15 protein-coding genes are annotated in these 13,977 nt (G+C 36.6%); 12 read left to right on the top strand and 3 right to left on the bottom strand.

Annotated elements, in window-relative coordinates; genetic code table 11:
* The first annotated feature begins 76 nt into the window (after window positions 1-76).
* The 7 genes from AB1Z56_RS13610 (at window position 77) to AB1Z56_RS13580 (ending at window position 8,409) form a co-directional block, all read left to right on the top strand.
* On the top strand, window positions 77-2,710 hold the full coding sequence (locus AB1Z56_RS13610; protein WP_426792354.1) for a sigma-54-dependent Fis family transcriptional regulator: 2,634 nt from the start codon (window positions 77-79) through the stop codon (window positions 2,708-2,710).
* Between the two features lie 30 nt (window positions 2,711-2,740).
* Window positions 2,741-3,745: a bestrophin family protein gene (locus AB1Z56_RS13605; RefSeq protein ID WP_426792353.1), complete on the top strand. Its 1,005-nt coding sequence runs from the start codon at window positions 2,741-2,743 to the stop codon at window positions 3,743-3,745.
* Window positions 3,746-3,873: 128 nt separating this feature from the next.
* Complete coding sequence (locus AB1Z56_RS13600) at window positions 3,874-4,440, top strand: hypothetical protein (protein WP_426792352.1); 567 nt, start codon at window positions 3,874-3,876, stop codon at window positions 4,438-4,440.
* Between the two features lie 311 nt (window positions 4,441-4,751).
* Entirely contained in the window at window positions 4,752-5,759 is a 1,008-nt protein-coding gene (locus tag AB1Z56_RS13595; RefSeq protein ID WP_426792351.1) for a hypothetical protein, read from the top strand.
* A gap of 256 nt (window positions 5,760-6,015) precedes the next feature.
* The gene (locus AB1Z56_RS13590; RefSeq protein ID WP_426792350.1) at window positions 6,016-7,026 is read left to right on the top strand and encodes a right-handed parallel beta-helix repeat-containing protein; all 1,011 of its coding nucleotides are present in this window, start codon (window positions 6,016-6,018) and stop codon (window positions 7,024-7,026) included.
* Window positions 7,027-7,326: 300 nt separating this feature from the next.
* Window positions 7,327-7,713 (top strand): hypothetical protein, encoded by a 387-nt coding sequence (locus AB1Z56_RS13585; protein WP_426792349.1) that lies wholly within the window; start codon window positions 7,327-7,329, stop codon window positions 7,711-7,713.
* Window positions 7,714-7,887: 174 nt separating this feature from the next.
* A complete protein-coding gene (locus AB1Z56_RS13580; protein WP_426792348.1) occupies window positions 7,888-8,409 on the top strand; it encodes a hypothetical protein in 522 nt (173 codons plus the stop codon).
* Window positions 8,410-8,528: 119 nt separating this feature from the next.
* On the opposite strand, the gene AB1Z56_RS13575 is transcribed toward AB1Z56_RS13580, so the two are convergent.
* The 3 genes from AB1Z56_RS13575 to AB1Z56_RS13565 all read right to left on the bottom strand — a co-directional run bounded on the left by AB1Z56_RS13575 (window position 8,529) and on the right by AB1Z56_RS13565 (window position 10,973).
* Window positions 8,529-8,978 (bottom strand): DUF1569 domain-containing protein, encoded by a 450-nt coding sequence (locus tag AB1Z56_RS13575; RefSeq protein ID WP_426792347.1) that lies wholly within the window; start codon window positions 8,976-8,978, stop codon window positions 8,529-8,531.
* A gap of 187 nt (window positions 8,979-9,165) precedes the next feature.
* The gene (locus AB1Z56_RS13570) at window positions 9,166-9,990 is read right to left on the bottom strand and encodes a KilA-N domain-containing protein (protein ID WP_426792346.1); all 825 of its coding nucleotides are present in this window, start codon (window positions 9,988-9,990) and stop codon (window positions 9,166-9,168) included.
* Between the two features lie 380 nt (window positions 9,991-10,370).
* Window positions 10,371-10,973: a hypothetical protein gene (locus AB1Z56_RS13565; protein ID WP_426792345.1), complete on the bottom strand. Its 603-nt coding sequence runs from the start codon at window positions 10,971-10,973 to the stop codon at window positions 10,371-10,373.
* Between the two features lie 88 nt (window positions 10,974-11,061).
* Here AB1Z56_RS13565 and AB1Z56_RS13560 point away from each other — a divergent pair, with 88 nt between their 5' ends.
* The 5 genes from AB1Z56_RS13560 to AB1Z56_RS13540 all read left to right on the top strand — a co-directional run bounded on the left by AB1Z56_RS13560 (window position 11,062) and on the right by AB1Z56_RS13540 (window position 13,958).
* Window positions 11,062-11,427 carry a hypothetical protein gene (locus AB1Z56_RS13560; protein ID WP_426792344.1) on the top strand — a complete coding sequence of 122 codons (366 nt, stop codon included), beginning with the start codon at window positions 11,062-11,064 and terminating at the stop codon, window positions 11,425-11,427.
* A 70-nt stretch (window positions 11,428-11,497) separates the two neighbouring features.
* Window positions 11,498-11,878, top strand: coding sequence for a DUF7674 family protein (locus AB1Z56_RS13555; RefSeq protein ID WP_426792343.1), 381 nt, complete (start codon window positions 11,498-11,500; stop codon window positions 11,876-11,878).
* A 47-nt stretch (window positions 11,879-11,925) separates the two neighbouring features.
* Complete coding sequence (locus tag AB1Z56_RS13550; protein ID WP_426792342.1) at window positions 11,926-12,402, top strand: DinB family protein; 477 nt, start codon at window positions 11,926-11,928, stop codon at window positions 12,400-12,402.
* A 271-nt stretch (window positions 12,403-12,673) separates the two neighbouring features.
* Window positions 12,674-13,075: a hypothetical protein gene (locus AB1Z56_RS13545; protein WP_426792341.1), complete on the top strand. Its 402-nt coding sequence runs from the start codon at window positions 12,674-12,676 to the stop codon at window positions 13,073-13,075.
* 322 nt (window positions 13,076-13,397) lie between these two features.
* Window positions 13,398-13,958 (top strand): RNA polymerase sigma factor, encoded by a 561-nt coding sequence (locus tag AB1Z56_RS13540; protein WP_426792340.1) that lies wholly within the window; start codon window positions 13,398-13,400, stop codon window positions 13,956-13,958.
* Window positions 13,959-13,977 lie beyond the last annotated feature (19 nt).

Below are 13,977 nucleotides of genomic sequence, written 5' to 3'. Positions count from 1 at the left end.
TATTCGAACTATAGCCAAAATATCAACGCATCAGCAAACATTGTAAGGGTACTGCTGTACTACAGTTCTGTATAAAATGAAAGCAAATAAAACAACCAGTCCTAAAAATGATGTATCTCAGGAGAGCATCGCATACTACCAAAAAGAGCGGGAGATCCTACTGGCATTAGGTAATGATCTAACTAAGGTTCGGGACAAAAACGATCTCATTAGGCTTTTTAAGGAAGGTATAAAAGGCCTATATTTTATTACCCATACTATTGTTACCACCATCGATTACAAAGATGATACCTACAGTCCCTTTCTTCTTGACAATGATGGTTCTCCGATTCGGGATCATCCACGTTATGAGGAAATGATAAAAGCTCGTTTTTCCCTTAATGAACCATTTATTCGGACTGTGTTGGATTCTGTCGAACCAGTTTCATTTGTGTTATCTGATATCATGGACGATCCGGGAAGCCCAAAATTTCTGCGCGTCAATTATGAAAGAGGTGTACGGGAAATTTTAATGGCCAAACTGATGCGAGAGGGACATGCTATTGGCTTCCTTCACATTTACACCGATAAAATAAATGGCTTCAGCCAGAATTTCAGAGATGTCATTGTTGGAATTATACCCCAGATATCGAGTGCAGTCTCCAATATTGTAAAAAACGAAGAGCTCCTTAAAAGGGAAAAAGAGAAGACTTTTCTGCTCGAATTCAGTAGCCGAATGGCTGCTGTTCGCACAAAGGAAGAATTAACAGACACCGTTCGGGACATATTGAAGCAACTTAGCCCGACGGGAAGCTTTGTCATTCGGCGAATCTGTGGCGATACGAAATCACTTACAGAGCCCTACATTTATGATTTTGGAACACATCCCGTACCGAAAGTCAAAGTGGATTGGTTCCAACAACTGCCGCTCAATGATGGATTACAGAATCGTATTTTAACAAGTACTATTCCATTGTTATTTGATGTCGACCGGGAGGTACAGCGTGGTATTTCCTCTGGTTATCTCCATTATTGGAAATCATTGGGAATAGTGACATTTACTGGGATACGGTTGCGGAATGGTGAAACCAATTTAGGCCTGTTGTTATTAGAGACCCCCGAAATCAATATACCTTTACTCCAAGGCATATGTGCGCAGATCTCCACAGCTATTTCCAATACGCTGGCTAACGAACAGCTAGTCAAAAAGCAGCAGGAGCAATCCTTTTTACTGGATTTCAGCAATGATATCACCCAACTGAGGACGAAGCAGGACCTTCAATGGGCTATCAGTCGGGTTTTGGACAAAATCCTGGCTACAAGATTGTCCATGATCCGTGTGATCGAAGCTGATGGTATTCACTTATCACCTTTTATGTATGATACCACATTGTTTGCCAGTGCAAAAACCGATTTTGATAAATTGGCAAGCAATCTTGTTACAATCAATGAACTATATACTGCGCAAGTACTGGCTAGCAAGGACGGGCTTGTGTTCAATGTTGAGGAGGAAATTAAAAAAGGAAACGATTATGCACGATTATGGAAGACCACAGGGTTAAGGAATATGTATGGCCTGCCTTTGCGAATCGGTGATAAAAATATTGGTACGATATGGTTGTTGGCTGATCAGCTCAATAAGATGCTTATTAAGGGGATTTGTTCACAGATATCAATTGCCATTGATAATATCCGTGCGAATGAACAACTATTGGCCTATAAAAAGAATTTGGAAATAGAGAATGATTACCTAAAGGAGCAGATCAAAACAATTTACAGTTTTTCTGAAATAATTGGCAGTGGAGAGGCCATGCAGCACGTATATCACCTGATGTCGCTCGTTTCAAGTACAAGTACTACCGTTTTGATTACAGGTGAAACGGGAACTGGAAAGGAATTGGTCGCCAGAGGTATACATACATCCTCGGATCGAAAAGATAAAGTCATGGTGAAAGTGAATTGCGCGGCTTTACCAGCCCATCTGATCGAAAGCGAATTATTTGGACACGAAAAGGGCGCATTTACAGGCGCTGTGGAGCGCCGTATCGGTAAATTTGAATTGGCACACCAAAGCACACTTTTTTTGGATGAGATTGGCGAACTTCCCTTGGAAGCGCAATCAAAATTGTTGCGGATTATTCAGGAACGCGAACTTGAAAGGATCGGTGGGCAACAGGCCATCAAAATTGATGTTCGACTTATTGCGGCTACCAATCGTAACTTGGAAGAAGAGGTAAAGGCAGGACGTTTTCGCGCTGACTTATATTTTCGGCTCAATGTATTCCCGATACATCTGCCCCCACTACGTGAACGTCTCGAAGATATCCCCCAGCTTACAGACTTTTTTATGCAAAAATACAGTCGCAATGCGGGGCGTAAAATAAAGAAAATAGGATCTAAAGTAATTCAGCAATTGCGTAGTTATAGCTGGCCCGGAAATGTACGCGAGCTCGAACATTTGATTGAAAGGACCATTCTTTTGACCACAACAGCGGAGATTGATTATGTTTACCTTCCTCAGGTGCATGCCGAATCCGGACAGGATGAGTTGCAGTATTTAAATTATTCACTTGATGAATTGGAACGCAATTATATTATCCAGGTTTTAAAGCGTTGTGCCGGTAAGATTTCGGGTCCGGGAAGCGCATCGGAAATTCTACAGATTCCAGGCAATACCCTACATTCAAAAATCAAAAAACTACATATTCGCAAGAGCGAATATTTTACCTGATTGATGCTCATTTTTAAAAGATATTGAACGATGTACATTGGAAAAACCTATAAAATAACCGAATTTCTTTTCTGGACGCGACGGAATTTGTTTCTGTTGCTCTTGATCAGTATTGTTCCCGTTTTATTATATGAATTATTGGCCCTTCACTGGCTAATAGTACCCTGGCCCATAGTTGCTTTTTTAGGAACAGCAACAGCATTTGTTGTCGGTTTTAAAAACCAGCAGACGTATAACAGGACCTGGGAGGCACGTGATATTTGGGCGCTAAAGATAGGCATGAGTAGGGCATGGGCAATGATGTGTCGCGATTTTATCAAAGACCACGATATGGCACATGAGATTGCATCTCGCCATTTGGCATGGCTCACTGTACTACGGTATGAATTACGTTCCAAGCGGGCTTGGGAAAATATTGATAAGTCTTATAATCGCGAATATGCTAGCTTCTACACTATTCCAGAGCGGGAAATAGCATTGTCAACAGTACTACAAAAATATATTAGTGATGATGAAGTTGAAAAAGTGATTTCCGCCAGTAATCCGCTGACACAACTGATGAGTTTGCAGAGCACCGCATTGGTAAGTTTGTCTGATACTGGTGAGCTTGACAATGCTCGTTTTTTCGAACTGCATAAATATTTGCGTGAATTTTCTACCCTACAAGCGAGAAGTGAAAAAATAAAAAATTTTCCCTATCCGAGGCAATATGCAACTGTCAATCGGATATTTGTCTGGCTTTTTTGTTTTTTGTTACCTTTTGCTATGTTAAAGGAGTTTAATTCATTCAATGAATTTGTAACTGGATTGATGAAGGGTCATATGGTGTGGCTTGTCATACCTTTCAGCATGATTATATCCTGGGTCTATACGTCATTAGACCAAGTAGGAGAGAGTACTGAAAATCCTTTTGAAGGCAGCCCGAATGACATCCCTATTTCTCGGATGTGTCAAGATATTGAAAATGAGTTAAGAGCTATGTGGGGAGATGCCAAACCTGTGCAGACCATTAATCCAAATAGTATTATTATGTGATTATCATTCCAGCTTCCTTCTTATCAGAGTAAACCTTTATTTTTGAGCATAACTTAGGGTTGTAGCATAACTTGACGCGCACTAGCTATGGATATGTTATGAGCTAAAATATCTATTGAAAATAATTTATGAAAGCAAGTCTGGTTATATTATTGTTGATGTTCTATTTTACAGGTGTTAATTGTCATCGAAGAACAGTCTCTTCTGAAATGGCTGAAAAAGAAGGTGTAGTCATATCGAAAGGTGAGAAGAAAGGACTAGACGACAATTATCCAGTAATAAATATTGCAAAAAAAATTGATATTAATCAGATCATTAAAATAGAGTTGTATCGGTTTAATTCTAAGAGGAGTTGTAACCAAAGTAAAGCTATTTCAATTATCTATAACAATAGAATAGCTCCTTGCTTTAATTATATTAGGACTATTAAGGATAAAGATAAATTTTTAAAGATTATTACAGATCATCATACGTATGGTGCTGAAGATGTTGCTTGTTTTGATACAGACTATTCTGTTCTACTTTACGGAAGTAAAGGCGATATCATGGGATATATTAATATCAGTATGAGCTGTAATAAATTGACTTCAAATCCAGAAATTAAAGAAAGAACATATTATTCGAGGGATGGACTTAGAAAAGTTGGATTTTCTAAAAGGGGGAAAATAAGTATTCAAAAAATTCTGGGTATTTAGTCGAGTACACGGGAAGAATTAATAATGATTTCGAAGATAAAACGTTGGAATTGTGAGAAGTTTCAAAAAATAATTATGAAGGGACCTGAATTTTTTAAGTTATTCTTTTCTTGTATCCTTTATAGTCTGCTTGTTTTATTGCTTGTTACCTTTATTGGAGGCATAGTTGCTATTATGCTAATTTGTTGATAGATCCTTTTGGCGCAAAGGGACTTCCTGCCAAGCTTGGAGTTCATGGTTTAAATGATGATGCCAAAATGATTTCTTTTCCATAGTACAATTTACTAAATTCATACATCACGTTTTTATTTATGATACTATTGACCCTTATGTTGTTTATTGGTTTTGTGGCTGTGGGAAAAGCTCAGGTACTACCATTCTATAACGTTACCCCCTTGCAGGACGATGATTATTTTACAAAAACCGTTTTTTCATTCAATCCTAATTTTATGAAAAGCAATAAAGTAAAGCGTATTGTGCTTCAGGGTGAAGAGAAGATTGGGATGAAATATATTTACGATTTTAACCCCGACGGTATGATCGTAAGTATGACGAGCATACGATATAATAACGAAAAACCTGATACCGCTTTTTATACCAGATACTCCTATAATTCAGATGGTCTCATCGATAAAAAAGCAAGGATAGATTATTCCAATGGCATCGTAAAAGTCAGCAGCTATCAATACAATAAGAATAACAAAGTTGATATCATCCGGACTTTTACATTGAACTCCCAGATGCCAAATAGACCACAAAACAATGATTGGCAGGGAGAGAAAGTTCGAGGAGTGGACAGAATGATTTTAAAGGGTGTTTTACCGGACGAAAGCCTTTGGAAGAAAATGACGGCAAATAATGATTTTTCCTCACTGCAATATCGCTACTATACTGAAAACGAATTCGAGGCAGAAGAACGTACCGAATATTTCAATTTTAGTAAGAATAGTGGTAATCTAGATACTTGTTATCAAAAAAAAACATATTACTATGTAAAAGGATATCCGGCAGTGTTGTTTTTACATACTGGCTGTGCTGTTGAGAAAACACCATCAGAATTGTACCAATTCAAGGATGGGCTTTTATTACAACTTACCGATGTACCTTCTTCCCTTGATCCCAAAACCGAAAAGTATGTCTATGACCAAAACCGAAACCTGAAACTGATGGAAGATATCTGGAATGGACAAAAAGTAAGCGAGCTGGAAATGCGTTACGATGAAAAAGGTTTTTTGATCTCCATACAGCGAAAGTCGGATGCTGCAAAAGCTCATTATTTTGAAGATCGTACTTTAAAGGTAACATATAGTTTTTACTAACTTAATTGCTTCTTTTCCATATTTGATTTTCATAGTAATTCGTTCATTTGTCAGGTGTTTTGGTCGTTCTAAATAGGCTATAATGTAGTAATTAAAGTCAGGCGCAATGGATGGTCGATTATTTATCTTGAACGAACTTGAACAAGATTGAATATGGTTAGCTTAAATCATTTTTACAACTTTAGGTTGCCACTGAAGAAATAATCAGCATGGTTTTTCCTGAGTGATGCTTTATTCAGAAATGTAAAAAAGCTTTATGAAAAAATTAATTGTAATGATCCTGTGCTTCTGTTTGATACGAAGCTTAACAGCTCAAATTATCTTTGTAGACCCTGTCCATGGTGACGACCTCAATTCAGGAACAAAAGACAGTCCACTAAAAAATCTTGAAACTGCTGTGGTGAAGGCCAATTCCTTAGCTGTCGACAGTTCAGCGACCATCAAATTGTTTCCCGGTCTTTACTTATTACACGGTAAGATCATACTGCAACGAAAAGAAGGAGGTTTGCTGATTGAAGCCCTTACTTTACCTGGTGAGAAGGATTGGGATCCTTATAAAATGCCGGTTATTAGTTCAATATCGGATAATAACTCAACGATACAGTTTCCCCATTCGACAGGGATTTTAGTCGCGATGGATGATGTGCAGATCAAGGGACTGAAATTTACGGGGAATGCGAATCCGGCTGTCCGTTATTATTATCCGATTTCAAAGAAGGATACCGTTCGTACAGGGCTAGAGATTAGTCAATGCTACTTTATTGGCGAAAGAAATGTCGCACCGATCCAAGGGGCTATTTGGGTACATGGGGCGGGAACCCATGTTGATCATTGTATCTTCTACGAATGTAAGAATGCGTTGCTATTGTTTGATCATATTAAAGATTTCGCTTTAACCAACTCTATTATTTATGGGGCTTATGAAGCCGCAGTCTGGTTTGGGCCTTTTGTTTCTGAATTTACCTTCAAAAATAATGTGATTTCCGGATGTAATTTCGTCTGGCTGCGAAAGGAATCTACCTACCCGAAATATGTGTTTCAAAACTCTTTGTTTGCGGGTAATAAGAATTTTATGGGCTATTATGCCAAGAATGGACTTCAAGTTGCGGACCGAAATGAACATGTGGAGAAAGGTATTGTACAATCAGCAGAAAAGGTAAATCTTAAAACGGTCGAACAGAATGGTCTCTTCGATGGTTATCTGCACCTGTTAGATAATACGATAGGGGCTGACCTTAAATCCGGAATTTATACGGAGAAAAATTGAGATAACGGCTATTATAGCACATTTAAGTGCTGTTGATTATGATTTAAAAATCGAATCCCAATAAGGATAGCATCCGTTCGTGATTATTCGTAAAATACTTCATCAATTTATATTGCTTAGTATGTTGATATACAATCAAACTAATTCCTGCAGCGAGAATAGCCTTATTTTAATTTGACTATAATTGATAATTTATTGAAATTAGATGAATAGTAATTTCTGTTTTTTTAATGGATCTCTATCTTATGGGAGATGGAACCTTGAGCGGAGACATCGTGAGGCAAATGAAAAAATAAAAATATGAGTTATTTTAAACAATTTTTTTGTGACATTCAGCCAGAGTTTTCTGTGATTATTGACGATGATGATAAGGTTTGTTATGGCTATTTGTACAGAGGAAAGAAGATTGTCGGTGATATATGGTTGTACAACAATGTGCAAACTCCTGAGGAACCAGAATGGCATACCAAGGAAAATTTGCCGTTTTTGAACCCTTTAGAGTTCGTTAGGGAAAATCTTGAACCTTTTCGAGAAGACACGAGAGTGGAAGTTAACTGGTGCGAGGATAACGGAATTGTAGCTTCTATTTATGTTGTAGGTCGGATAATAGCGAAACTTAGAGAAGGGGCTTGTCCAGGTTGGTCTAAAGTAGTAAGTAAAGAAGGTCCGCTAGCAAAGCTAATGTGAGGTTAGACTGTTGATTAGCGGATAAAACCCAGCATGGGGCTACTTATTTAGGTAAATCGCAAGATGGAACAGCGCACACATAGAGTAAAAATGGAATGTTTAGCACTCTTGATGTACAGACAGTTGGATAATTAAAAGATGAATATGGAAATAGGGTTCAAAACAAAAAACTAAATGAGAAAGTTGACTCTCGAAAGAGATGGTTGGATATTTTTAAAAGTATCCGCCACAATAGCTGCCTTTTATATTTTGATATCAATATTGATTCTTCCTGGTGGTAAATTTATTTACACTTATTATCCTCCTCAGACTCCTATCAAGGTTGCAAAAGATAATGGAAGCTTTATCAAAGAAATTTCTCCGTCAAGCATCAATATTATTGATACGATATCCTATGATACGTTAAAAAATGCTCTATCAATTTATCTATGTAAAGACTTATCATATAGGAGATATGGTTTTTTTCAGTTTATTAGAAGAACGGTTGAAAATCCAAATTTTGTTTGCTTAAACATCGTGAGATCAAATATAGATATCTTATTTGTACAATATGATAACTTATTGCCAATAATGGCTATTGGGGATAGTAATGCTGATTTTAAATTTTATAAAGTAGGGTCAGATGCGACCGTCAAGATTTTTGGTAGGAATAGGAAAGAAATAGTAAACATGAATTTTTCTAACCTCGGAAACTAAGAAACTAAATAAATTTTAAAGATAAATATGCAATTAGCTTTATTCCATTTTCAGATATCTGCCATAGAACGAACCCGTTATAACGCCTGACCCATGTAGCGTTTTCGTGGCTTTTTGGGTTACGCTCCAAACTGCTTTAAATGGTGGTTGCAATGTTTGTATATGAACTGACCTAATTGAGCTCTAGACATTCTACCAAAGAACCAATGTACAAATGGATCTTTTTCAAATGTTTCATATTTCTCGATTAATAATTTCCAATTTCGTTTCTCCATTTCTAAATCATGTATGTCTTCATTTACGATAAATACAGCGGATGTGGGTGCGTTTTTGCCAAAACTTGTTGTTTCATCTTTCAATATCCCCTTTATCGCATTTTGACCGACCATTCGCCCTAAAAATGAACGCTTCACCTTTATGGATCCTTGGTAATATTGTTCACATAATATACAATGCCTGACCATTTGCGTTACTGTCATTTTTCCCCAAAGAGCATCGCTGTCCTCGTGTAATAAATTAATTCGTTCGATGACTGCTTCTCTTACGTTTTTCTCAAATATTGATTTCATACTAAGGATATTTATCTATTCAATCTGGATGTTGATCATTTGCAGTCTTACAAATCTAACAGATTTGTTCTTCGATCGACTTTGCATAGGATAAGAAATAGAATTGCTTATCTAACGCATTGATGATAAGATTTGTTTAAAACTCATCATATTTCCAGTTAGAGGAATGGATAAATAAGAAACCTTTCTATTTCAATTTTTTAACAGCATTATTTTCTACGAGCGACTTCATTTGGGTTACCGCTACTTTGTTCAGTTGTATAAGTCTTTCATTTTGTGGTAGGCTTTGTTGGATCAGCAACGCATTTATACTTTCCATGTTGCTTAGCACGACCAACTGTTCTATAATTGCGTAGTCTCGAATATTGCCCTTTTTGTCAGGATGAGTATCTCTCCATTGTTTGGCTGTCATACCAAATAGTGCGACATTCAGTATATCGGCTTCGCTGGCATAAACGGAATTCGCTTGCTGCTTGGTAATTTCTGCTGGAACGAGGTTTTCCTTTATTGCATCAGTATGGATTTGGTAATTCACCTTGGCTAAAGTTCTATGTAAATCCCAATTTAATTTTAAACGATTGTTTTCATCGTCTTTTAAACGTTGAAACTCTTTTATTATATAAAGTTTAAACTCGATTGAAATCCAGGAAGCGAATTCTAGTGCTATATCCTTATGAGCAAAAGTCCCCCCGTATCTTCCAGCTTTAGAAACTATACCAACTGCGTTGGTATTTTCTATCCAGCGTTTGGGAGTCATCACAAAACTATTGAGACCAGCTTGTTTTCTAAACCCCTCGAATTCGAGGGGTTTAAAATTAGGGTTGTAAATACTTTCCCAAAAACCTAAGAGTTCAATAGTATTGCGATTTCTCATCCAATTTTGAATTATGCTATCTATATGTGCCGAATCTTTGTGCCTGGCAATATCGGTAAGTGATATAAAATCATTTTGATGTTCTTGATACAGGAGAATATCTACTCCTTGTACATTAATTTTTTTATTCTTATTCATGTTTATAGATTTGATAAGTTCTTTCCCATCAGCTTGAGAAAACTAGACGGAATAATTGGCTATTACAGTTTTTATTTTATAGGAGTAAATATACTAAAAAAAATAGTAATTTATGAGCCGGTGTATATAAAGATTTAGAATAAAAACTTTAAGAAAATCTTAAAATCTCTTACCTTTTGCCTGTTTATTACAAGATGTTTAATACAGGTGGGTTCTGTTGCTTATTTTCTTGGCAGGAAAGTATAGACAGAGCCAGTGTGGAAGCGAAAAGAATATTTTTCATAATTAAATATACATATTTAACTCTCATTTACCAGAAGGTCTTTATTGATTGGAAAATACTATTTTTATTTGTTCGGTATACGCACAGGATTGACTACCTAAGATATCCATGTATAGTCGCGTTTTATCACCTTCCACTTTCCATTAATTTTTTCCAGGATAAAATCATAACCCTGACCGCAAAGTGCTCCGCATACGTAGTCTAACGATACAAATGCTTTTTTGTGATCATGCGACATGATAGGCAAGTGAAATGTATATCTTGACAGAAATTGCTCCTTCGTTTCTGTTTTTTTATGGTATGCCACGTTATATTTCTTTTTGATTTGTAGTGGAATAAATACAGTATCCCTTCCTTTGACCTGATTGAGGTAGCCTGTAGAGTCCAGCTGGCTATGGCCTACTAAGCCCAGCAATTTTTGGATCCTCAGGCCGCCGGGCATAAAGTCTTTGTCGTAGGCATTATATAGCGAGTCCTTGATGAACCATTGGTGAATATAGGCCTTTGGTTTATTAGTTTTAGCCACTTCATTTGAAATGGAGTTATAGGCAATTACAGCATCCAAAATTTTAGCATAATCATCTGCAACAACTGTATAGTCAAATGCTTGTTTTTGGATTTTGTTTGGTACCTGTTTTTGATAATTGCTTTGACATGCTATGATGAAAAATAAAAATGGGATTAAAAAGCGTACTTTCATAAATCAATAAAATGGTTTAAAAGATGATGCCGAAATGATTTCTTTTCCATAGGACAATTTACTAAATTCATACATCACGTTTCTATTTATGATACAGTATTTAACCGACGATCAAATCAGAACAAGGCTTAGACTGGGAAAATCTGTAGAGCAGTGGCTGGATGATGTCCAGGAAGATGATTATACCATTCTTAAATGGTTAAGTATTGATAAGGAAAACGATGAAAGTTTCTCTGTAGCCTATTTTGAATGCTTTGATGAGGGGGATGAAGATTTCATGGATATCTATGCGTTTTCATTGATTGATCCTGATGAACCTTTTGGCGTAATTCATACTTTTCCTTCAATCGTTGATGCGTTAGAATTTGCCACATTCACCTATAAAGCATCTTCTAATAGATATATTTCCACGGGAATGATTCAGGAAGAATATAGGGATTATATTAAACGCTAATTTTATCATCGCATTCAAGATATATTGATTTAAGGAGGGAAGAAAGTAGGAAAGTTGTTCCAATATAATAATGATGAAAGACCAAGATTTATTTATTAAGGAATTGATTGATTTGTTCCCGAGTTTGAAGGAGGAGCTTTTAGATGAAGATTACAGGGCGTCTATTACCTTTCAAATGGGCAGTTTCAAGCGATTTATGCAGCAAGCGATAGCTAAAAATGACGGGGATATGTTTGATGCTATGGTAAATTTTTTAACGAAGAATTTGCCTTTAGTTGATAAGCGGGTTCAAAATGCCATTTATCTAAGTTTTTTGGGTAAATTGGATTTTTCTGAAAACCACGATTTAAGAAAACGTTTAGGGCAGCATTTAGGTAAGGCCTATACTGCTATAGATAATTACAATAATTCTCCAGCTAATGATGAGGTAAAGAATTTTTTGAATAAATAAGAAACATCGCGGCGCTGATTAAAAAATCAAATTTGCAAGATTCAATTATGATAAAAGACGCACTTTGGAGCCAGTTTGGCGCTAGTTTAGACATGCTTGAAAATGCGATCCATATGTGTCCCGATGAACATTGGGATACGGCATTAGATTTTTGGTATCTGTCTTTCCACTGTCTCTTTTGGACAGATTATTATTTATCTGTAGAACCCAATAAATTTGAGCCCCCAAAACCGTTTACATTTTCAGAATTTGATCCGACGGGCAAAAAACCGGACCGGACATATACCAGGTCAGAAATTCTTGCGTATTTGGAGTACTGCAGACAAAAAGCTAGAACGCATATAGAAGAACTCGCTCCTAGCAGAATGAATGCACGTTGGATCAACGAATCTAAAAACTTTTCTTTCCTTGAGATTCTATTGTATAATATGCGGCATATTCAGCATCATGTTGCACAATTGAATTTATACCTTAGACAGACTATTGATCGTGCTCCGAAATGGGTATCTCAGGTGAAAAAATAAACTAGTGCTAAGGCCGAGTCGAGAGGCTTTTTTTTAAACGCCTGTCTCTACAACAATGTCGCAGAAGACAAACCTACTATTCGTTATCACTAAAAAAAATGACCAATTGAAATTATAGACCTGCTTGTGATGATGGGATATGTAATGATTAGATCAAGTTATCTTGTAAAGTGTATTTACATGGACGGGATCAAGATTTTAAGTACTACTGTAGCAGATTATCAAATTCACTCGTATTGTTGATATATCAATAATAAATAACCAAGAAGTTATGAAAAGAAATCACAGTATCCTACTTCCAGCCATCATTATTGTCGTTCTTAGCTCTTGTAAAAAAGATGAAAAGATAGCCATTGATAACCTTATCGGTAAATGGACCGTGGCAAATGATGATCCTAAAATGGCCGTAGATGGTTCCGTTACATACAAATTCAACTCAGATATGACCTGTATTAAGAGTATCTATAATGTGCTTTCAAATCGAGATACTGCTATTTACAGAACCTATGTATTAAGTAATGATAAGACTTTGGTGACGCTCTACGATGAACGCAAGATATATACAGAACAGTATCTGATAAAAAAATTGAATACGAAGGAAATGAAATGGGAGAACGCTTCCCCAAATGACGGTAACGAGAATAAGAGGTTAGTTCGATCTAACGATCAATAGACTTCATTAGCTTTTCAGATTAATGCGGGGCAGGAATCAAGAAGATAATGGCAAATATGCGCATCGTAACTTCAGTCGAAATCATGACAATACGAACGGGGATGCAATTAAATAAAAGTAAATTATATCTTAAAGGCGGGTGGCTTTATAACGAAGAACTTGCCTTTAGTTGATAAACGGGTTCAAAATGCCATGTATTCCTGTCGATACCTTGCATTGTTGTCCATTTTGATCATCATAGTACTTGAACGATAAGTCCTATTTACAAGTAATTTATACATATTTTTTCAATTATTTGAATTCATTCTAAATAGCGCTATCTTTGAAAACTGAAAACAAAGAGAAGATGGCGAGCAAAACAAAGATATCAATTCTTACGCTGGATGAGTCCAGTTTTGAAGAACTGTATAAGGCATATGCTCCAAAAATGTATCGTATAGCTTACAGTCAGGTAAATGATCAAGATATAGCGGGAAATATTGTTCATAATGTATTTCTTTCTATTTGGGAACGACGTGATACATTGATTTTAGACAAACCCGAGCATTTTCTCACCCACGCAACCAAGCTTCAAGTTATTAAAACCTTTAGAGATTCCGCCAACCAAAAGCAACACCTCCAAAGTTCCTTATTGAGCTATAATGAGGCTGATTATAGTACACAACAGACGATATATTATAACGACCTCTCCGGTCAGATACAATCTCTCATCAGTAAACTGCCCCCCCAATGTCGTCGAGTTTATCTCATGCGTGATCAGCAAGGGCTGGATAACTCGCAAATCGCTTCTCAACTTGGGATATCTCTCAGTGCCGTTAAGCAACATATCGGTAATGCCCTTTCTTTCCTTCGTGCTAATTTGACTGATATCGATTCTGAATAATATTTTTTTACTGATAAAC

Origin of the sequence: Sphingobacterium sp. WOUb80 (assembly GCF_050058145.1) — a bacterium.
In the GTDB taxonomy this organism is placed as follows: domain Bacteria; phylum Bacteroidota; class Bacteroidia; order Sphingobacteriales; family Sphingobacteriaceae; genus Sphingobacterium.
Note: the sequence above shows the minus strand (reverse complement) of the source record. Positions and strands in the feature narration are given on the sequence as shown.